We start from the raw sequence: 21,637 nt of genomic DNA, 5'->3' as shown, positions 1-21,637 counted from the left end.
AATCGCTCGTATCCACGGTAGCAGGGGGACCCGCGATGCCCACCCGATTCGCCACAACTCGACCCGGCCTCACCCTCGTAGTGGCCGGCGTCCTCTTCCTCGTGCTCGCAGCAGTCGCTGCCGGTGCGATGAATGCACTGTCCCTGAACAGGTTCGAGGCGACCAACGCCCCGTCTGCGGCAGCCGAGGCGCTGCTCAACGACACCTTTCAGACCGGCACACCCAACATCACCATCCTCGTCACCGCGAAGACCGGCGACGTCGACAGCTCGGCCGTCGCCGCGGACGGGTTACGTCTGACCGAGTTCGTCGACACCTTCCCCGGCATCGACGACACATGGTCCTACTGGACCGAAGAGGTTCCGACCCTCGCCGCCGGGGACGGCAGCTCGGCGCTGATCCAGGCGTGGGCACCGGGCGACGCCACCGAAATCCGGCAACAGGTCCTTCCCGCTCTCGACGAGGCACTCAGCCGGTCGGCTACCTCGAACATCGACATCGCTCTCGGCGGCAGCGACGAGGTGTTCCGCTCCGTCGCAGAACAATCCAGGACCGACTTTCTCCGAGCAGAGCTGATCATCGCCCCGCTGGTGATCGCACTGTTGTGGGCCGTCCTACGGCGGCTCCGTCTCGCCGCAGTGGTCTTCGCAACCGGACTGTTCTCCGTCGTCGGCACCCTGGCCATCATGCGCGTGGTGGCAGCCTTCACCGAAGTATCGACCTTCGCGGCGAACATCGCGCTGGTGATGGGCATTGCACTCGGCGTCGATTACGGACTGTTCCTGATCTACCGCTTCCGAGAGGAAGCCCGCCGCACCGCTGACCTGACGTTGGCCGTGCAGCGAGCAGCGCAGGCAGCCGGACGCACCATCATGTTCTCCGGCGCCACCGTCGCCGCGTCACTGGCCGTTCTGCTGGTCTTCCCGTTCCCGTTCCTGGCCTCGTTCGCCTACGCCGGGATAGCCGTCGTCGCCACCGCCGTGCTCGCCGCTACGGTCGTACTCCCGGCCGCATTGGTGCTGCTCGGGCACCGCGCCTTACGGCGCAAGGAACCGGACACCGACGGAAGTACCGTGTGGCGGCGGATCACCGTGGCCACGACCGGCCGACCTGCAGTGTTCGCGATCGCCGGTGTGGTGATCTTGATACTGCTCGGAGCGCCGGTACTAGGCGTTCGGTTCGGCGCACCGGACGATCGCATCCTGCCGCAGTCGGTTCCGGTCCGCGCCCTGTACGACACCATCCGCGACGACTACGCCAGCGAGGATGCAGACGCAATTCTGCTCGTCGCACCGACCATCGCACCGGACGGCCTCGCTCGGTACGCCTCCGATCTCGCAGCACTGCCCCAGGTGCTACGAGTGGACAGCGCACTGGGCACCGTCGAACCCGACAGGGCGCTCACTGCTCCACCGAACGGCGCCGTCCGTTTCACTCCCGACACCGCAGGCAGCTACCTCTCGGTGGTACCGACTCGCGAATCACTGGACGACAGAGCCGGATTCGTCTCCGCGGTACGGTCGGTGGAGCCTCCCGGCCAGGTACTCGTCGGCGGCTCACCCGCGATGCTCGACGACTACACCGACGGCGTCACCGCCCGGCTCCCGCTCGTGGCCGTGCTCATTGCACTGATCACCTTCGCCATTCTGTTCGTGATGACCGGATCGATCATCGCCCCCATCAAAGCCACCATTCTGAATCTGCTGTCACTGACGGTCATGTTCGGTGTCCTGGTGTGGGGTTTTCAGAACGGCAATCTTGCTGGGCTGCTGGGTTTCACCCCTACCGGTGCCATCGAGCCGAGCATCCCCATCCTGATGTTCTGCATCGCCTACGGCCTGTCGATGGACTACGAAGTCTTCCTGCTCTCGCGCATCAAAGAAGAATTCGACCGTACCGGAGACAATCGCCAATCCATCATCGATGGCATCTCACGCTCCGCACCCGTCGTCACCGCAGCAGCTCTCATCCTGGCCGCATCCTTCGCCACCTACGCCACTTCCGGGGTGACCTTCCTTCAGCAACTCGGAATCGGCATGGCACTGGCGGTCCTGATCGACGCCACCGTCATCCGAGCGATCCTCGTCCCCTCCATCATGGCCCTGACCGGCCGCTGGAACTGGTGGGCACCGCGCCCACTGGCACGCCTGCACCAGCTCATCGGCATCACCGATGCTCCACGCGTCGATACACCTGGTACCGAAGTCGACCCTGGAAGACCCAAAACCCCTGTATGAGCACTGCACTCGCACGCTCCCAGCCACCACATCCCCGCCCCGATCGGAGTACCCCATGCTCGACAGCCGCCATCACCCCCTCTCACGGCTCCTCGCCGCGATTGCGATAACCGTCGCGTCGACCGCCATCTTTCTCGGTGGAACGGCCATCGCCTCCGCGCAGCCGACCCGATCGGACGTGATCGACGTACCGGTGTCCTTCACAGTCCGCAACACCAACGACACAGCCGTCCCGTGCACCGCCGACGGCGGAACCTACACCATCCGTGGCCATCTCACCGCTCCCGCAGAGGGTTTCGGCAACGCCATCACCCTCTACGAACACGGCATCGCAGCCGGCGAATGGTACTGGCGTCTTCCAGTCGAGGGATACCACCACACCTACGAAATGGCCGCTCGCGGACAGACCTCACTGACGATCGACAGACTCGGATACGACACGAGCGACGCTCCGGCAGGCGGGGCCATGTGCGTGGGGTCCCAAGCAACGATGGCCCATCAGATCGTCCAAGCGCTGCGTACCGGCACCTATCAATGGGATGCATCCGGAACGGCCCCCACCTTCGGGCACATCACCCTCGCCGGCCAGTCGAACGGCGGGCAGATCGTCCAGATCGAGGCCTACACCTTCGACGACGTCGACGCTCTCGTCGTCATGGACTGGGCCGATCGCGGACTGACACCCGAGGCCTACGTCAGATTCTTCGCCGCCACACCACGCTGCCTCACCGGAGGCTCGGCATCGGAAAACAATCCCGCCGCCAAGGGCTACACCTTTTACGACCAAGGAACCACTGAATTCGTGACAGGAAACTATGCCGATACCGAACAACAAGTAATCGATACAGCAGCGCCCTATCAGAACCAACACCCGTGCGGCGACATGCTTTCACAAGGCCCCGGAATTCTTCTCGACCTGGCCAAAATGTCGAGCATAGACATTCCAGTTCTCGGCCTCTACGGACAGGACGACGCACGCGTGCAATTCGGTGACGAACATATTGCATCGTTCACCGGAACATCGGACAGAAAGGCGATCACGATTCCTCACGCAGGCCATTACATGGGCCACGCACGGAACGCCGCCATCGTCTTCGACTCGCTCGACCAGTGGCTCGACGCCCGACAACCCCACTGACCGCATCAGATCGGCATCAAATAGCTGAACGCACTATTGCGAGCCTGTGCACTTAACCGTGTGCACAGGCTCACAATAGTGCTCGAATTACTGGCGGTATATCTGCGCTCGAACTGAAATTATATTGTTACGGGAATCACTTTCCGAACATTTGGAATTAACGTGAAAAGAATTGACTTATCGAAAACGTGGCGCTGTACTTGAAACCACGTACCGATCGGTGCGTTTCGCACAAAGCAGAAAATCTGCGACCACCTTCCTGGGGGAAGAAATGACTGTCACCACACCACCGTTCGATATCGCCAGTGAACTGACATTCGATCGCACTGTGCCGCGAAGCCTCGTCCACCGCGCAGCTGTCAGCGAGGTCTTCCTCACCGACGCTGCTGCGACGGGCGAGAACCGATTCGTCGTCGCCGCGCAGCTACCGCGAGGGCATGCCCTCTACAGCGACCGACTCGACGACCGGTACGACCCCATGATCCTCGTGGAGGCATGCAGGCAGGCCTCGATCCTGATCAGTCACCAGTTCTACGGAGTACCCAAGGACTGGGCGTTCGTCTTCCGCAAGGCCTCGGTGTCGGTGACCGACCTCGCTGCCCTCCAGGTCGGGGAAACACCGGGCCGGTTGGTCATCCGAGTCGAATTCGAGAAGCGGTTCCACGTCGAGGGGTACCTGACCGGGGCAGTCGGTAGGTACCAGACCGTTCTCGACGGCGTGCCTGTCGGCGAATTCGTCGGATCCCTGAGCTTCATGCCCAAGCAGATGTTCGCCGAGATGCGCGCGGCCGGGCGGGCAGCGAAGAACACCCCCGATCAGCCGTATACCTCTGCCGCCGTTCCGCTTCCGCCTGCACGCGTTGCCCGGCGGGACTCGAAGAACGTCGTCATCGCCTCCACCGGCACCGAACACCCCGACACGACGTACGAGGTCGTCGTCGACAACAACCACCCGTCGCTCTCCGATCACAAGGTCGACCACGTCTCGGGGATGCTCTTGACCGAAGCGTGCAGGCAGGCATCGGTGTGCGCCGTCCTCGACACCCACTCACTGCCGGAATCGTCGGTCGGTTCCCCGGTGCGCTACGACATCCAGTTCCTCGACTTCGCCGAACACGAGCTTCCTGTCTACTGCCGCTTGATCGACACCGCACCCACCGAGTCCGGGACTGGGATCGTCGCATCTTTCGAACTCGTCCAGGGTGACGTCGTCATCGTCCGCTCGCAGGTCGAGGTGGGATGACGATGTCCGACAACAGTATCGACACCGGTCCCCTCGTTCTCGTCGTCGACTACGGCGGCGTCCTGACCAACCCCATCGCCGACACCATCGCGGCGTTCACCGAGTACATGTCCGTGCAACCGGAGGACCTGATGGGTGCCCTGTTCACCGCGCACGATGACCCGGACGAAACGATCATGGCCCCGCTCGAACGCGGCGAAATCACCGAAGCGGCCTTCCTCGACCGAGTCGGATCGGCACTGGAAACCATGACCGGACGCGCTATCGACCTGTCACAGTTCCGGCCGGCATGGTTCTCCGGCCGGGTCCCCAACTCGGAACTTCTCGACTACTTGCACACGCTGAAATCCGAAGGACGAACTCTGGGACTGTTGACCAACAACGTCCGAGAATGGGAACCCGAGTGGCGAGGAATCGTCCCCACAGGCCTGTTCAGCGTCGAGGTCGTCTCCGCGAACGAAGGTGTCCGCAAACCCGAACCCGAAATCTACCGCCGGACGACCGAACGACTCGGCGTCCCTGCCGCTCGATGCCTGTTCGTCGACGACGACCTACGCAATTGCCAAGCCGCCCGAGCGCACGGAATGCAGATACATCACTTCACCGACACCGCGGGAGCCATCGAGGCAATCGACGCCTGGTTCGGACGCCAGCAGCCGGCCGCGCAACCCACCGCGGACGCGCTCCTCGAGGAGTCCGCATGAGCACCCCCGAACCGCTGCAGTCGGCCCCCGAACGCTGGTGGACGCTGACAGCGGTCTGCCTCGGAACATTCATGCTGTTCTTGGACCTCACCGTCGTCAACGTCGCACTGCCCGCGATACAACGAGACCTCTCGGCCAGCTTCGAGCAGTTGCAATGGGTGATCGACGCCTACGCCCTGGCACTGGCCGCGTTTCTGCTCACCGCCGGCTCGATCGCGGACAGACTGGGCCGCACCCGGATCTTCGCCGTCGGCGCGCTGGCCTTCACCCTCGCGTCCGTGGCTTGCGGTCTCGCTGGGTCAGCAACTCTGCTCAACGCAGCACGTGGAGTTCAAGGCCTCGGCGCGGCCATCATGTACGCCGTCGGCCCAGCGATGATCGCAGCGACGTTCCACGGCCGCCAACGAGGAACCGCCTTCGGCATCTTCGGGGCCACCTCGGGCATCGCCATCGCTGCGGGACCGTTGATCGGAGGCATCCTCACCGAAGTGGACTGGCGATGGGTGTTCTACCTCAATATCCCTGTGGGACTGATCATTCTGGCCGTCGTCGCTCTGAAAGTCCGGGACCACCAGACATCGACCGCGCGCCGCGGTCTCGACCCCCTCGGTCTGGCACTGTTCTCCGCAGGTCTGTTCGCGTTGATCTTTGCAATCATCCGGGCACCCGTCGTGGGATGGACCGACCCACGTACCGCGGTAGCGTTGGCGGTCGGTGTGCTCGCCCTCCTCGGCTTCGCTGTGGTCGAGCGCCGCGTCCGCAATCCCATGCTCGACATGGTCCTGTTCGGAAACCGTTCCTTCAACGGCCTGTCCGCGGCAACGTTTGCGATCAACTTCGCCGTCACGGCCACCATCTTGTTCTCGGTGCTGTGGATGCAAGGCGTGCTGGGCTACTCGGCTATCGAGACCGGATTGAGGTTCCTGCCGCTTACCGGCGTCCTGCTGATATCCGGTGCCGTGGGCGGAATACTGAGCGCCCGGATCTCGACATCGATTCTGATCGGAATCTCGCTGTTGTGCACAGGAATCGGGTTTCTGTTGTTTCGATTCGCGGACGTCGGTGACAGCTGGACGGCGTTGTTACCGGGGTTTGTGATCGCGGGACTCGGTATGGGACTACACAATCCACCCCGTGCGAGCGCGGCAGTGGCTCTCGTTCGGGCCGAAGACTCAGGGATGGGAGCTGGGATCAACGAGACATTCCAGCAGGTCGGTGCGGCATTGGGCGTGGCGGTACTCGGAGCTTTGGCTCATCGCACCATCGAATCCGAACTCGACACCGCGTACGGATCCGCCCTGACTCCGGCCCAGCTCGACGCCACCGTCGACGCCGTGGCCTCCGGGGCCGTCGCGGCGCTGCAAGAGACCGGGCAGGACGTTGGGGTGGCAGCAGAAATCGCGTTCATCTCGGCGCTGCATCAGGTCACGACGATCGCGGGAATCGTCACCCTCATCGGTGCGATCGCGGCATTCACCCTCATCAGACGCAAGGACTTCCTCGTCGACCCCGCGGCAGCAGACCCGCACGCAGCGGCCTCTCCCCTACCCCGCGACGCGCCGTCCACCGGATACGAGGACGTGATCTCGGCCGAACAATCCAGCCTCGCCCCGCCTCGCCCGTCAGGAGTCCGGACATGACCGAGCACACCGTCCTCATCGTCGGCGCGGGCCCCACAGGTCTGACGCTTGCTTGCGAGCTCGCCCGCAGGAACGTCGACCACATGATTATCGACGGCAAGTCGGGGCCCTCGACCGAACCGAAAGCCCTCGTACTCTGGAGTGCCGCCCAGGAGAGCCTGCGCATCCTCGGTGTCGATCCCGCGGTATTCGATGCCGGCGTCACTCTCGACCGAGCGTCGTACTGGTCGAAAGGGTCACAGATCGGCCACGTCGACTTCACCGGCCTCGACCAGCCCGGCCTGCACAAACCACTGTCCCTTCCGCAGCCCCTCGTCGAGGCAGCTCTCCTCGAGCTCTACCAGGCGCTGGGAGGTACGGTCCGCTGGCGGCACAAGTTCCTCGGTGCCCTCGATCCGGACCCTGCCGGGCCCAGCGACGGGGCGAGGGCGTCATTGGTCGGTCCGAGCGGAATCCGCTTCACCACAACAGCAGAGTGGATCGTGGGCACCGACGGTGCACACAGCACCGTGCGGAAAACAGCGGCCATCGACTTCGACGGCGACAGCTACGACGACGCTTTTCTGCTGGTGGACGGCACCCTAGAAACCGATGGGTCGGTCGGGGAGGCTCAGTACCATCTCCACCCGGACGGGGTGACGGTCGTCGTCCCGCTCCCAGGTGGTGGACACCGGGTATTTCTCGGACACCGTCAGTCCGCTTCCCCTGCGCTCATACCGCCGACTCAGATCACCGATCGCGCCAACATCATGCTCGGCCAACGCGGCCTCGGCCGCTTCCGGGTCAGTAATGTGCTTTGGCAGAGCGACTTTCGAGTACACCGGAGACTGTCCTCGCGCTACGTGTCGGGCCGATTCATCCTTGCCGGCGACGCTGCACATATTCACAGTCCTGCGGGAGGTCAAGGTATGAACACCGGAATACAGGACGCGGCGAATCTCGCGTGGAAACTTGCAGCAGTAGCGGTCGACGGAGCCGATGCAGCACTACTCGAAACATATGAACTCGAACGACGACCCGTCGCAGAATCGGTCGCCGCGATGACCGATCTTCAGACGAAACTGTGGACAACTCGTGCTGCCGTTTCGCGGTGGATCCGCGACCGAATCCTCGGAATCCTCTCGGCGACAGGGCTCCTCACCCGGCGTGTCGTTCCTCAACTGGCGCAGATCGATACGGCCTACGGCCCGTCAGTGGCCCGCGGGGGCGGGCGCGGTCGAACCATCTCGCCGGGCAAGTTCCTGCCCCCGCATCCCGTCCAGTTCGACGGAGAGGTCGACAAGTTGCTGCCCGACCTCCTCGATGACCGACGAGTCCTGGCGCTGGCCACCATCACCAGTATCGACGAACTCCGGGCCTTACATGCCATCCTCGACTCGTGGGGGTCGCGGCTGCACGTCGTGGTCGTGGTCCACTCCCCCACCACACTTCTGAGCGCAACTCCCACCGTGATCGACACCCACGAGATCGTTTCGAGCGAGCTCGGACAGGGCGGTGTCGCTGTCGTGCGTCCCGACCGCATAGTGGGCATGACCGGCTCGCTGCAGAACCCTGCAGCCATACGGACCTACCTCACCGCAGTGGCCGGACCCGCGGACACACAGGCAGTCGAACGCGGTCGACCCGAAACGAGCGCCTCCAAGGAGACAGCATCATGACCGACTTCCCACACGTGAACCTCGGAACAGGCCTCGAAGTATCCGCACTCGGATTCGGCGGCATGGCATTGACCTCGATGTACGGCGAATCCGACCCCGACCAAGCACTGAAGACCCTGCATCACGCCGTCAACCTCGGCATCGACTTCATCGACACCGCAGATGTGTACGGCCTCGGGACCAACGAGGAACTGATCGGCAGACTCCTCGCCGACCGTCGCGACGAGGTCACCGTCGCCACCAAATTCGGTATCGATACCTCCGTAACCGAACCCGGCCGCAGAAGCCGCGGAGACAGGGCTTACGTCCGCCAGTGCATCGACAACAGCCTGCGTCGCCTCGACGTGGACGTCGTCGACCTCTACTACCTTCACCGGGTCGACCCACACATCCCGATCGACGACACCATCGGAGCGATGGCCGAGCTCATCGCCGACGGAAAAGTCCGGCACATCGGAGTATCGGAAGTAACCGCCCCCGAACTAGAACGAGCGCACCGGACCCATCCGCTCGCCGCGGTCCAGTCCGAATGGAGCTTGTTCAGCCGCGACGTCGAGAACGCCATCGTCCCGACCGCAGCTCGACTCGGCATCGGATTCGTTCCCTACTCCCCACTGGGACGCGGAATGCTCACCGGAAAAGTGAAACAGGAACAGCTCGGCGACAACGACTTTCGGCGGTATCTACCCCGCTTTCAACTCGACGCATTCGAAACGAACACCGACGCCCTCGCCCCATTGACAGACATCGCGTCACAGCACGGATCCACGCCCGCCCAGATCGCATTGGCGTGGCTACGGGTGAAAGGTACACAGTTCGCGCTGCCCGTCGTTCCGATACCCGGCACTCGGAATGCGGATCGGGTCACCGAAAACGCGGGCTCGGTGCACATCGAACTCACCGCGGACCAGCTCGCCGTCCTCGACACCCTCGCCGACGCCGTCACCGGAACCCGAGCACCCGACATGAGTTGGGTATCAGCCGGCCGCGAATGACACGGGCACAACTGCACGGCACAGCCGCATTCCCGCCCCGTCGATCAGATCGACGGGCGGGAATTGTGCCGCCGGGAACCGGAGCGTCACTGCGCCGAAATGCCCGAATTGCGATGACTCCAACTACGGCCACGACGAAAGCGCCAGTGGCCCAGGGGATCCACGCGGGGTTGGCTCCCAACACGCTTCCCGTGGTCAACAGAAGAGTGACCCACACGGTTGCGGCGACGATATTCAACACCGCGAACCTCGAGAACGACAACGAGGAACCCGCAGCGAGACGTGGCCCCAAGGTCCTCGCGCCTCCGACGAAATGCGTGGTCACTGTCCCGACGCGCGCATCCCCCGAAAACAACTGACGTGCCCGAGCAAGCACCCTGTTGATCAGGCGCGCAAAGCGGCCTGCGCCGGCGATATCAGCGCGACACGATCCACGCCTGATGGACCGAAAGGCCAGCTGAGCCCCTGCTGTCGACGAAGCGATCAGGACGATCGCCGTCACGACGGGATCAAGTTCGCCCAGCCCCACGAGAGCACCGACCGCCAGAACCGTGCCAGTACCCGGGAGGAGAAACCCGACGAGCAAGCCGGATTCCACCAAGAGGATTGCGGCAGCCACGAGCAGAACCATCGGAGCACACCAGGAAGCGATTGAGGCTATGACATCGATGAACAGATCCATCAGATCCCCACGTCCAACGGTGACGGCCGCTGCCATCAAATACGAGTATTAACTCGTAGAATACCATTCGTCTGGATTCGCCGCCTGCGATAGCGTGACTACCGAGACAGAACTGCGGGGCTCAGGTGTGGCCCAGCGCAATAAGCGGCTGCTTCAACACCTACTCGCCTCTGAGCGTTGCCGACACCGATTCCCGTCCGCTTCTGCGGTCGAACGCCGCGAAGCAATCGGCGACAGCGTGCGCCCGATCCAGCGCCGAAGGAAATTCCGCGAGCTGCACATTCCACAATTCGCAGCACACCTCCAGCCGCGGAATGTTGGTTGCGGGGATCCCATGGGCACCGGCGGTCAACGCCGCGATATCTGCGGGCAGGTGGTGCCAACGCGACCGGACACCATGCCGGTGAAAGACCTTGCTCAAAAATGCCGCATGGATCTCCGGATCTGCGCCGCCGAGCGTGTTTCCAGCCAACACATCACTGAGCGCCGCGAGCTCCGTTCCAATGGTCAACGCGTCATGCTGCGCCTTTTCCACCAGCCGTCGACGGTGGTATCCGCTGAGCTGCAGGAATGTTGAATCCGCCCGTTCGAGCTGTGCCGATGTCAAAGGCAGCGCGAGATCCCACACCCTCCCGGATGCACCGTCGATCGCGGCGAGCTCGAAGGCCTCGTGAGCCTCGAACGACGGCCCCGTGGTGTGGACGTCAACAACGACGAGCTGCCGGCCCCTCATCCCCGCAACTCCCCCTGCCACACCGAATCGATACACGGCACACCCACGCCGGCAGTATCGACGTCGAATTCGGTCATCACCGCGGCGAACCTGTCCACGACGTGTCCTACGGCGTCCCCGCTTCCGTCGACGTTCACATCTCCACCGCTCTTGTCTCGCATGATCATTCACCCCCACCGATAGGCCAAGGCCCCTGTTGGCTGTCTCTGTCGATGCACACTAGCGTCAGGACCGGACACCACGAACAGCTCGAATTCTCATCCGCAGGCCAACGGGTCTGCCGTTCAAACGGTTGTCAGCCCTAACTACCAGTGACATCGCCCCCCAACACGAGGACCATCAGAAGCGGCCTGGCCGCAACGACCAGCTCAGCGGGTTCGCGGTTGCACCTCAGGTATCTCCACCCGTCGATTTGAGTCAAGGACGACGAGTTACAGCGGGGGCATGTGCCTGCTGCGACGAACACTCGTGGAGGTTCAGATGGGCGAAATAAAATGCCGACCGTTAATCCTGATCAGGGGGTTCGGCGGCGTCGATGTCGCTGATGATCAGCGTAGTGCGTATCAGGGATACAACGACGGCACGGTCTACCCCACCAAGCGTGGTGACAACTACATCTACGAGGGCTTCCTGCTCCGCGCACTGAAAGCGAAGAGGTACCGCTACACAGACGCGACCAACGTTGTGGGCTACTACGCGCAGAATGTCGAAGGACCCGCCGACACGGGCGAATACGACCCCTCTGATGTAGGCGGCAGCGTTGTCATCGATCCGCGCACGGCCGCGCGCGTTCTCAACGAGGCCACTTCCGGGACGATATGGGTGTACCGATTTTACGACCTCTCGCCGCGGACCCTGGCCCGATACGCGGAAGGGCTGGTCCGCCTCATTTCCCTGATCGAACGGTCGTCAGAACAGCACAACCAGACATTCGACGGCGTCGACGTCATCGCCCACAGCATGGGTGGGCTGGTTATGCGGGAGGCCCTGTTGGCGATGGAAGAGAACGCACACCATTCAGCTCAAAGACTGGTGCATCGCGTCGTCACCCTCGGCACACCGCACCGCGGGATTGCCTTTCAACGCGTGCCCCGCTGGTTGCTCGACCTGCTGCCGGGCGCGCGCGACGCAAGCGACGAACTGGCCTCGTTCTCGCCGTCGAGCACGAGGTTCTTGAAGGTCTTGGACGCGTTTCCGATCCAGCGGATCCTGACTGTCGTCGGCACCAACTACCGCACCTACGGCGCGAGCGGAGCTTCGTTGGCAAATCGGCTGTCCACCCTGTTCGACGGAGGTTCGCTAAGTACGAACCGCAGCGATGGGCTCGTCAAACAGTCCGCCGCGCAGCTTCCCGGCGCGCCCCGCACCTTCGTACACAAGTGCCACGGCGGGGTGGACTCACTGGTGACGTGCAGGGAATCCTACGAGATAGCGATGCGGTTCCTGCACGGGTCGCATCGCATCCAGCTCTGGCTCGACGAGGCAAAAGTCGAGCGGGGACAGGACTGTTTCGGAAAAAGTGAGTTCTACTTCGGGGTGACGATCAAACCGCGGTACGTGGACTTCGAGCTGTTTCACCAAAGCCCGGAGGCGGAGAACTGCTACGGCCCGTTCGACCGTCCGGACCTGCTCGGCGGGCCACCCGACCTGGAAGGTGAACTCAGGAATCCCCTGGACGATGCCGGCGATCGCACCACGGGGTGGGCTGGGCCGGATCGGTTGGTCTGGGAAGGCTGGGTCGATCAGGATGACAAACCTGACACGGACGTGCCGGGTCTGGTCTTCCGCCTCGATGTATACGTCGGCGAGAGAGACAGCTACGGCGTCGGGTTCTCCGACAACGTGATCTTCCGAAAGCAGTATTACGTACAGGTGTTCCCTCGCGCTGGTGGACCGGCCGTGTTCGTGCACACCGGTGAACGGTTTCTCGGCAGCAACGACCCGCAATACGAGGCCGAGCTGGGACTTCTCGCCGACAACACGGCCAACGGCGTGCAACAGCTGGCACGGAACGACGCCGGTGACTGGACGTTTGCCGTCGACGGAACCGGATTCGCAGGAGAATTTCGCATCGCAATCAATGCCGAACAATGATCGGACGACCGGCTGTTCGTACTGGTCGTGGCTGTCCGCTCCTAGACCTCAGTCACGATGACTGCAGGCTGACCCCGATCAAGCACGACTGCATCGTCGTCGAAATGGCCCCGCAGCATACTTAGCGGAACCAGCATCGACCTGCCGATAGCACCCGTAGCGTCGGCAGCTATCGCTCAAACTCAGCGAGTCGGAAACCCTGAAACAACATGGGAGTTCGCAGGTACAGTCGAAAGCCGCTGGGCTCGACGAAGGGTATGTGACGTTGACGATCGATGGCACCGTGCCGGACTTCGCAAACCGCATGACTGCGTTGGGATCTGCACGTTTCATCGGGCTACGTCCCAGCCAGAGCCAAGTTCTCAGCGCATATGCCGCAGAACATTTGGCCACTCCGGACCTGGCAATCGAAATGGGCACCGGCGAGGGCAAGACACTAGTTGCTCTGCTGATCGCTGACTACGCGCTTGATCAAGGCCGCACTGTCGCCTATCTGGCCGGAACACGTCAACTCGCCGAGCGGGTTCGAGCGGAAGCGGAGGAGCTCGGGTTGGAGGTGGTCCTTTTCGCGGGCAAGTCCTACGGCGGGACCACGCTCGACGACTACAACCAGGGTCAGGTCGTCGGCGTAATGAACTACTGGGTCTACTTCAACTCCAGCCCAGTCCCCGAGCCCGCCGACCTCGTTATCTTCGACGATGCTCACCTCGCCGAACAACCGTTGAGTTCTATGCAGACCTTTCGCATCCCCGACGAAAGCGGTGCGGCCAGGTCGCTCTATCGGACGATCTGCGGGTTCGTGATCACATACACATCGTCATACCCCGGACTGCACGCCATGCAGGACGGAACAGCCCGGTCTGGTACTCCGCCAGAACTACTGTCCTTCAAGGACTGGAAGACTCTTGAGGAACGTATACGTAACGCCATTGAAGCATCGCCGTACGTCGAGGCCCAAGAAGCCAAATATGTGTGGCCCACCATCCGAGACCACCTCGGGCATTGCGGGGTACTGATCGGGCCTTCCGGGATCGAGATCCGGCCCTATCATCCGCCGACAACCCTCAACAAGTGGTACTCACGTGCCAAGCAGCGTATCTACCTGTCGGCAACGCTCGGAACCATGGACGACCTGCAACGACGAGTAGGCGGCCGACAGATTATGGCCCTGTCAACCGCCGACCCGTTGAATGCGGCATCCACTGGTGAGCGTCTGTTCGTACTCAACCCCAGCCCAGACGAAGCGCTCGGTCCGAACACACTTGCCTGGGCGCTCGAACAGTCGGCCGAAGCGGGCGGCAGAACGGCGTGGCTGTGCTCGAGCCACGCAGAAGCCGACGCCCTACAGACCAAATTGTTGGCGGAAAAGCTCACTGTATTTAGGCTGAAGCCCAGTGACGACTCCGCATTCGACAGTTGGACTCACGCACCCTCTGGCCACCTCATCGCCGCCGGCCGCTACGACGGTCTCGACCTCGCCGGCGACCTGTGCAAGCTCGTCATCATCACATCGGTACCCCAAGCAAGCAGCGAATTCGAGCGCTTCGTCGTCGCTTATCTCGGTGATGCCAGCTTCATGCGACACCGCGTCGGCCAGCGCGTCACGCAAGCACTCGGCCGCGCCAACCGCGAGCCCTCGGACCGATCGATGTACCTGGGCTTGGACCCACTGTTCGCTCGTGTGCTGGCCGACAACCGTCGTTCGACAATCCATCCCCGACGGCACCCAAGACACCATCAAGGGAGCACTGGAAATCTACGACACCGGCTGGGCCGGCACACGGGAAGCCTGTGACAAGTTCTGGACCGCAGCGACGTCGACCGCGTCACCAGCGTCTACGCGGCCTCGCCGGCGACGACCAGGAAAGAAGACAGGCGGCAGCAGCACCGTATCGAGCGCCGACCTCGAAGTGACCGCCGTCGCTGACATGTGGATCAGCGACCACACAGCAGCGGCACAACACGCACGCGAAGCATCGGACAAACTCGCGGCCGCGGACGAAACCGAACACGCCGCGTTCTGGCGGTACGTCGAAGCCCACGCACACTTCACCGGCGGCACCCCCAAAGACTTCGCAGCGGCCCGTAATGCATTGGAGGATGCCACCCACGACGGACCCCGGACCGCATGGTTCCAGAGGCTTCGTCGCACAATCTCGGACCTCGACGGCTTCACCAATCCCGCAGATGACACCGACCAGCTGTTCCTCGCGTGGGATGAGTGGCGTCGAGAGGCCGGTACCCGACTGGCAAAGGAAATATCGGCCGGACGCGCCTTGCTGGCCGGAACTCACGACGAGCAATGTGCCGGTCTGCTCGCGCTGGCGCGGTTGGCAGCTACCAGCGGTGAACGACCGCCGGACAAGGAACAAAGCGCCACTGACTGTCGATGGACATGGTCGACCACCAAACGCTCCGAACGCCGTGTGTGGGAAGTCAAGACTGTCCCGTCCGGTACCCCACCTCCGTTGAGCCGCACGGACGTCAATCAGCTGCTCGGTCAGATCCGGGTCGAGAAGACCCGCGCACCCAAAACCCATGTCTACGGCTGCCTGTTGACCCCCGCTACGGAGGTTCAGAAGGACGCGCAAGAAGCCGCACGAGACAGCATCGCCTTGATCAACCACGCGGCCGCGCTGCACCTGTACGACCTACTTGCAGATCGACTACAGCAATACGACGCACTGTGTGGAGACGACAGCGCAGCCTCTCGTGGAGATGCCCGCACCAAGGTAGAAACTCGACTGCCCAGCGGACGCTGGCTCGGCACCCTCCTGAGCCCGACACGCGGGAAGCTGCTCACCGGGGCCGAGCTAGACGACCTCTTCCCGAACTGAACGCCACCCAACCTATCTGCGTTGTCCTCGCCGAGGAGGGGGTGCAGAGCCTCAAGGGTTCAGCGCAGAAGAGACCAGTGGGGCGCACCATACCTAACTGATTTCTCGGTGCACGATCTTCACCACAGCCCCAGAGGCAACTGAGCTCGTGGAGGCACGAGGAACAACCAACAGAACTAAAGCAGTCGACGTCGTCGCCACCGTCGACTGCCAGATGATGCCGCCGACGGACCCGTCGGGCAGCATCGTCCTCGGTAGCGAGAATTTGAAAGATGGCAATGCGGTGCACTATCCCGCATGAATGGGTGGCAGAGATTCTGGTCGGATTGTGGAGCGCAAAGTGGCTGCAGACACCCGGAGTACCGACAGTAATAACCGTCGCGGGTCTTGCCATTGCATACAAATTCTTCACAGACCAGCTCGCCCATGATCGCTGTCTCGACAAACAACAGGCCCACCGCGACAGGAAAGAGCGCGACCGCGACCGCAAGATCGGGTTCGCATCGGCATTCGCGCTGGAGGAGAGGCGCATTGCCTACAACTTCCGAGACCTCGACCACGAGTTCCATAGTGGGCGAAGCGTCGACGACGTCGCCCCGTACATCGCCCGATCGCGTGAACTACCCAACGATGCGCGCCGCGCCGTAGACACTTGGGCCGCCCAGGTAGGAAGAGGCAGTTGGTCTGTCGAAACCCGTGGCGCGATAGCTGTCATCCGCAGCCAAGTGCGAGTGCTCGATCGTCGCAAGGAGGAACTGTCAGACACACGCTCGTCACCCGGCGCTGTCCGCCGACACCGAAGTTTCGTCGTGAACTCGACTACCGCGCGTGCCACAACTTTCCTCGATCGACTGACTGCAAAATTCGACATTTGGGATGGCGAGGAACCCGTACCGCAATTCAAGTTCAAACCACACGAACGACGGCCAGCGCCAGTCGGGCAAACGAATGGCATGAGGCAGCTGATGGATTGGATCAAAGACAGAAGCGACGAGTTTCGGGATGAGCTGTCAGCCCGATTCCAGCATGCCCCTCGGCCCTAGAATGCATGCAAGAAATCTTGCCATTGCATCGGCTGCCCCGACATTGAAGTGCACACGACTAGTAACTTGGGCTTCATCGCCGACCACGAATGGAGCGCTGCCCATAATCGCACTCTCTCGATCCTGCATCCGAACCACGCGCGCCGCACCCACAGTTGTCACGACCACGCAGACCCGTTATACGCTCACTTAGCTGTCTTCCATACATTTTTGCGAGAGGGTTTCTTCACTGTGGCCAAGCTAGAAACGATTCAATTGGTCGACGACATCGACGGATCGGTCATCGACGACTCCGGTGAAACGATCGAGTTCGCGGTCCAGGGCGTCGAGTACGTGATCGACTTGAAAGCAAAGAACGCCAGCGAGTTTCACAGAAAGCTCGACTACTACATCAAGCACGCCGCGCGGGTTGGCGGACGCAAACGTAAACCCTTCCCCGCAACCGCGTCGACGCCTTCGACAGCCGGGACACCGGCCAAGCGTGACCCGGCGCAGACTCGCGCAATTCGGCAGTGGGCGGCGGACAACGGTCACGAGATCGGCGATCGAGGCCGCATCCCCACCGACATCGAAGAGGCGTACAACGCCGCACACTGACAGCCCAGGAAACTCACCTGGCACGTCATCGAACGCCGGATCACCGACGCGCTCCGAACGATGTTGGTCACCGGCTCGACTACCCGAAAGGGCGATTCGGATGTGCGCACGATCGGCTCTGCGATCAGCGGGTGCAGCGGCGATACCCAGTCTGCTGCCGACTGACGTAACAGGCCCAAGGCAAAGACCGCGTCCGGTGTCCGGGCGACCACCCCTGAAGGGCTCACACACATCTCTCGTACGCCGACACCGGTGCCCCACGACAACGTGAGCTGGCCCGGCTCGTCGCCCACTACCGGCCGCGGGTAACCGGCGGAGATCAAGGCTTCCCGGAGTCCCCGCCACCGCTGTTCATACCGCCACTGCACCGGCAGCCGCGATCACGGGCCCCGTCAACCGCAGGACGGTGTCGAGATCGCCGCCGTCACCGAAGCCCCCCGGCCCGGCGGTGGTCGTCACGCCGCACACGATGGCCATGACAGCATCGGCAGTGTCCACCGATATCGTCGGCAGCCTGCCGTTGCTGGTCAGAAGGGCCAGGACCGCGGCCCTGAGAGGGTGGTAGGTCGCGGCCCGTGCGACGTCCTCGTAGTGGAGGTCGGTCCACAACACCGCTGCTGCCCTCAGAGACCAATACCGTTTCGCATGAGTGAAGTAGCCGCCGAGCAAGTCCTGAACATCGGCCACAGTGTCTCCTGTAGACGGGCGATGCGCCCGGAGGAACTCGCATTGTCGAGCAGCCTGGTCGACCACTGCATGAACAACAGCGTCCTTCGATGGGAAGTGGAAGTACATGCCCCCTTTGGTCACCCCTGCAGCCTGTATCAGGTCGTTGACCGTGACGCCGCTTCCCCCACATGCGATGGTTCGAGCCGCACCGGTAATCAACGCGTCACGGGTCCGTTGCGCACGTTTCTGCGGAGGACGCGCGCGATGCTCGGCATTCTCCCGCTCCGAAACCTTCTGATCGGCAACCGTCATGTCACACTCTCTCCGGTCCATCGCCACATAGGACTGCCTTCTACTCCGATTCGCACGCGCGGATCCGACCATCTGTCGGCGACCGAAGCACTACCGTCCCTAGGCGAGGAATTTCGCCATTCCAAAGTCGATCGGCTCCAACAGTCCACGATTATGCCTGCGGAGGTGGACACTTCGAGCACCGGCAAATATTCGGGAGTCGGAACATCTGCTGCCGCGTGAGGCGCAATAGGTACGGAAAAATCTCTCCTTTTTCACCACTCACGTTGCGTCAACCGACCCCAAGTTCTGGATCCGAATACTGTTACGAAATGGATATCAGTGGTGTGGCCTCGATTATCGGAGCTCTCGGTATCGGATCCTTTGCGGGCCAGTACCTGATCGGCAGTCAGCAACGCCGTCAACTGCGTAGCGAGGTTCTCCGGCACTTGGCGAGCACCGAACGCACCCGATGGGCAGGGTCGTCGTCCACTGATCCGTCGTTTCAGCACTTCAAGGACAGTGTCCGCGAGCTTGAGACGGCCGCGATCATTGCACGGGTTCCGCGACGGCCACTGCGTTTGTACATCCAACTGGCCACTGTGGCGCGCCTGACGAGCGACGACGACGTAAAGCAGAAAGACGGTCAGGAAGAAGCCGGGGGAATCAACACTGCGCTGGGGCGATGTGTGCGCTTGTCAGCAGCGCAGCTCAGTCGACTGATGTGGTCGCCGTGGCTCGCCAGAGCAGGCATGAAGCGACGGGTAAACGCGATCGAACGAGAAGCTCAAGGCCTCGACGCTGAGGTCCTCGATGCGGTGGACAGGGCCAAGCAGTTTCACACCTACTACTGAAGCTGCAAAGGGGTTGGTAAACCCGAATTGCAGTTCAGGCGATGCATTTTGCGAACTACCTACGCCGGTAGTCGTGTCCTAGCCTGCAGCGATCGCAGCGACGACGTGAGCTGCGGCGATGGTCTCACTTACTGCAGAACACGCTCGTACCAACGCATCCTGCAATACGACCAGCTCCCGGCGGACACTGCGACCGGCCCCGTAGTGGTCGAAGAGATGCTGGAGGGCGTCAGCGTCGATGACGTCGACCGCGCCGAGATTCGGATTTCCCGCGGCCTGGCGGGCCCGCCTACCGATGATCGACCCCAGCGCGGCTGAATTAGCTAAGGCGGGCAGGGTGATTCGCGTGTTCAGGTATTCGCGAGCCTGTTTGTAGTGGGGGCTGTCGATGTAGTCGTTATGGACGGCGACGACACATGCTGCCGGAAGTCGCTCGGCGATCATCCTCAGAGTCAAGCCGAAGAACATTGCGATCCGCGGCTCCGGATCGACGCCGATACCTGGACGACGTATCCACTGGTCCGTGTCATCGAGCACGAGCGTCGGAATCAAGCCACTGCGCGAAATCAGTTCCAGGACCCTGATGGCCTGATCCACGACATCCTCACCTTGCGATGGTTCGTTCACCACGCTGCCGAGCTCGATCGCGAGATTGCCGGCCAACCATGGGAGACCAACCGAGAATTTGACCGGTCGATGTGGGGAACCTCCACGCATTTCCCGAGCAATCTTCTGGACTGCCCGGTTCTCGTCGAGCTGTTTGGCGATGGTGTTGACCAACAGACGCGGGAATTCAGCCGGATCGGAGACGAGGGAGTCGGTCTGAAATCCCATCCTGATCCTCAGTGCTGCAACGTTTTCGGAGTGAAGAGCGTCCATCACGTACTCGGTGATCGAGGACTTACCCGAGCCACTGGCACCGATCAGAGCCACACGCTCACGCCGCCGAACAGCGTCCATGAAGCGCTGCTCGTAGTCACCACTCACGGGGCCAGTGAGGACGTCGAACGGCACATGGACCTGCCACATACGATCCGGATCCGGCGACGGGTCGAAGGCCTTCGAGTCCCGCAATTGACGCAGTAGGGCGTCACTCATTTCTGGTCCTCCGGATCAGCGTGTTCGGTCCGCAGCCATTCCGCCGGCGGAGTCAACTCGTACACCCGCCGCGGCCGCCCGGGACCTGACGAGACTTCGCTGCTCCGGACCAGCCCCTTCTCGTAAAGTTGCTTGAAGACTTGTACAGCACGAGGACGCGTCCACCCCAACGCGGCCAGCAAGTCTTCATCCGATGCGCTGACCGGGCCCCGCACCTTCATTTCGGCCGCCAGCATCGACGCTGGGCGACCCAAAGCCCAGAGCGCATTGTCTCTATCGGCGAGGGCCAGGTAGTTGTCCTCGTACGACCCGGGGTCCTGCAGGAATCCCCGCAGAGCACTTACCAGATCTCGGGGGTTTCGCCCTACCGCATCAGCGAGGGTGCTGGCTTGCGGTTCCATGTCGATTCCCGCGCGGCGAGTGATCAACTTGATGCTTTCCGTTCTCGAGAGCGGGGGTACGTCGACGATCTTCTCGAAGAATGCATCTGCAGGCGGAGTCAGGAGACCTTGACGGTCACTTTCACGCACCGACACCGCCCACAGGTATCCCGTCGCCCACACCTCATCGCGGTACCGCCCGAACAGTGCGTGCCCGGCCGATGCGGTGACGTCGTCGACGATGATCACCGGATACAGCCGCGTCCCAAGCGGAGCAGTGCCGTCGTCGCTTTCTGCTGCCCACCTCCGAAGCGTGGCGTCGATGAACTGCAGGCGAAAGTCACTCAATCGCCGCAGCAAGACGTCGGGCCCGTCACTGTCGACTGCCGGTTCGCCGGTGACCTGTTCTACGACGCGGGCGAGCACGTCACGGCCGTCCGAGATCCCCTCGACCCGAACGAAGCTCATCGGGAAGTCGCCTTCGCGGCGGGCACCGGTGAACGGCTCTCGGCTGTCGAGCTGCAGCTGTCTAAGCAGCGACGTTCGGCCTGTGCCGCGGTCCCCCGTCACCAGAACGTTGAGCTCAGCGTTCAATCCGTCCCATATCGCGGCGAGTTCGTCTCGCCGGCCGACGAACAGTTCGGCGTCGACGGAATTGTCGAGCAGAGGACGTGCGCTGATCTTCATGAGACTTACAGTACTTACTGTAAGTTTCGTTAGCAATACCTTGCGGGCGGTTGACCA

Annotated in this window: 19 protein-coding genes; 14 read left to right on the top strand and 5 right to left on the bottom strand. The window is 62.4% G+C overall.

All coding sequences use genetic code 11. The annotated features are described in order from the left end of the window. The first annotated feature begins 35 nt into the window (after positions 1-35). The 7 genes from CH294_RS25660 to CH294_RS25630 all read left to right on the top strand — a co-directional run bounded on the left by CH294_RS25660 (position 36) and on the right by CH294_RS25630 (position 9,615). Positions 36-2,237, top strand: coding sequence for an MMPL family transporter (locus CH294_RS25660; protein ID WP_052069823.1), 2,202 nt, complete (start codon positions 36-38; stop codon positions 2,235-2,237). 55 nt (positions 2,238-2,292) lie between these two features. After that, positions 2,293-3,375 carry an alpha/beta hydrolase gene (locus CH294_RS25655; protein WP_015586115.1) on the top strand — a complete coding sequence of 361 codons (1,083 nt, stop codon included), beginning with the start codon at positions 2,293-2,295 and terminating at the stop codon, positions 3,373-3,375. A gap of 271 nt (positions 3,376-3,646) precedes the next feature. Next, the gene (locus tag CH294_RS25650) at positions 3,647-4,618 is read left to right on the top strand and encodes a ScbA/BarX family gamma-butyrolactone biosynthesis protein (protein WP_015586114.1); all 972 of its coding nucleotides are present in this window, start codon (positions 3,647-3,649) and stop codon (positions 4,616-4,618) included. A 2-nt stretch (positions 4,619-4,620) separates the two neighbouring features. Beyond that, positions 4,621-5,322, top strand: a complete 702-nt coding sequence (locus CH294_RS25645; protein ID WP_052047793.1) for an HAD family phosphatase — start codon at positions 4,621-4,623, stop codon at positions 5,320-5,322. Beyond that, complete coding sequence (locus tag CH294_RS25640) at positions 5,319-6,962, top strand: MFS transporter (protein ID WP_015586112.1); 1,644 nt, start codon at positions 5,319-5,321, stop codon at positions 6,960-6,962. The genes CH294_RS25645 and CH294_RS25640 overlap by 4 nt, the downstream gene beginning before the upstream one ends. Further along, a complete protein-coding gene (locus tag CH294_RS25635) occupies positions 6,959-8,620 on the top strand; it encodes an FAD-dependent monooxygenase (protein WP_015586111.1) in 1,662 nt (553 codons plus the stop codon). The genes CH294_RS25640 and CH294_RS25635 overlap by 4 nt, the downstream gene beginning before the upstream one ends. Further along, the gene (locus CH294_RS25630; protein WP_015586110.1) at positions 8,617-9,615 is read left to right on the top strand and encodes an aldo/keto reductase; all 999 of its coding nucleotides are present in this window, start codon (positions 8,617-8,619) and stop codon (positions 9,613-9,615) included. The genes CH294_RS25635 and CH294_RS25630 overlap by 4 nt, the downstream gene beginning before the upstream one ends. A gap of 842 nt (positions 9,616-10,457) precedes the next feature. Here CH294_RS25630 and CH294_RS25620 read toward each other — a convergent pair. Further along, a complete protein-coding gene (locus CH294_RS25620) occupies positions 10,458-11,030 on the bottom strand; it encodes a hypothetical protein (protein WP_015586108.1) in 573 nt (190 codons plus the stop codon). Then, positions 11,027-11,191: a hypothetical protein gene (locus CH294_RS27620; RefSeq protein ID WP_155289035.1), complete on the bottom strand. Its 165-nt coding sequence runs from the start codon at positions 11,189-11,191 to the stop codon at positions 11,027-11,029. Before CH294_RS27620 ends, CH294_RS25620 begins: the two co-directional genes overlap by 4 nt. A gap of 319 nt (positions 11,192-11,510) precedes the next feature. Here CH294_RS27620 and CH294_RS25615 point away from each other — a divergent pair, with 319 nt between their 5' ends. From CH294_RS25615 to CH294_RS25595, 6 genes are all read left to right on the top strand, one after another. Further along, positions 11,511-13,124, top strand: a complete 1,614-nt coding sequence (locus CH294_RS25615; RefSeq protein ID WP_032375847.1) for a hypothetical protein — start codon at positions 11,511-11,513, stop codon at positions 13,122-13,124. 304 nt (positions 13,125-13,428) lie between these two features. Further along, positions 13,429-14,919, top strand: a complete 1,491-nt coding sequence (locus CH294_RS25610; RefSeq protein WP_143538007.1) for a DEAD/DEAH box helicase family protein — start codon at positions 13,429-13,431, stop codon at positions 14,917-14,919. A gap of 115 nt (positions 14,920-15,034) precedes the next feature. Further along, positions 15,035-15,961, top strand: coding sequence for a hypothetical protein (locus tag CH294_RS25605; RefSeq protein WP_032381211.1), 927 nt, complete (start codon positions 15,035-15,037; stop codon positions 15,959-15,961). Between the two features lie 148 nt (positions 15,962-16,109). Next, on the top strand, positions 16,110-16,262 hold the full coding sequence (locus CH294_RS27615; protein WP_155290115.1) for a hypothetical protein: 153 nt from the start codon (positions 16,110-16,112) through the stop codon (positions 16,260-16,262). Between the two features lie 4 nt (positions 16,263-16,266). Further along, entirely contained in the window at positions 16,267-17,004 is a 738-nt protein-coding gene (locus CH294_RS25600) for a hypothetical protein (protein ID WP_141216544.1), read from the top strand. Positions 17,005-17,235: 231 nt separating this feature from the next. Next, positions 17,236-17,601: an Lsr2 family protein gene (locus tag CH294_RS25595; RefSeq protein WP_015586104.1), complete on the top strand. Its 366-nt coding sequence runs from the start codon at positions 17,236-17,238 to the stop codon at positions 17,599-17,601. A gap of 351 nt (positions 17,602-17,952) precedes the next feature. Here CH294_RS25595 and CH294_RS25590 read toward each other — a convergent pair whose 3' ends face one another. After that, positions 17,953-18,582 carry a TetR/AcrR family transcriptional regulator gene (locus CH294_RS25590; RefSeq protein WP_015586103.1) on the bottom strand — a complete coding sequence of 210 codons (630 nt, stop codon included), beginning with the start codon at positions 18,580-18,582 and terminating at the stop codon, positions 17,953-17,955. Positions 18,583-18,893: 311 nt separating this feature from the next. Between CH294_RS25590 and CH294_RS25585 the strand changes: the two genes are divergently transcribed. Further along, a complete protein-coding gene (locus CH294_RS25585; protein WP_015586102.1) occupies positions 18,894-19,415 on the top strand; it encodes a hypothetical protein in 522 nt (173 codons plus the stop codon). 78 nt (positions 19,416-19,493) lie between these two features. Here the strand turns inward: CH294_RS25585 and CH294_RS25580 are convergent, their stop codons facing one another. Together CH294_RS25580 and CH294_RS25575 are read right to left on the bottom strand one after the other, a co-directional pair. Further along, a complete protein-coding gene (locus tag CH294_RS25580; RefSeq protein ID WP_032364995.1) occupies positions 19,494-20,513 on the bottom strand; it encodes an ATP-binding protein in 1,020 nt (339 codons plus the stop codon). Beyond that, the gene (locus CH294_RS25575; RefSeq protein WP_015586100.1) at positions 20,510-21,580 is read right to left on the bottom strand and encodes an ATPase AAA; all 1,071 of its coding nucleotides are present in this window, start codon (positions 21,578-21,580) and stop codon (positions 20,510-20,512) included. Before CH294_RS25575 ends, CH294_RS25580 begins: the two co-directional genes overlap by 4 nt. Between the last annotated feature and the right edge of the window lie 57 nt (positions 21,581-21,637).

Source organism: Rhodococcus sp. 14-2483-1-1 (genome assembly GCF_002259335.1).
GTDB lineage: Bacteria > Actinomycetota > Actinomycetes > Mycobacteriales > Mycobacteriaceae > Rhodococcoides.
Note: the sequence above shows the minus strand (reverse complement) of the source record. Positions and strands in the feature narration are given on the sequence as shown.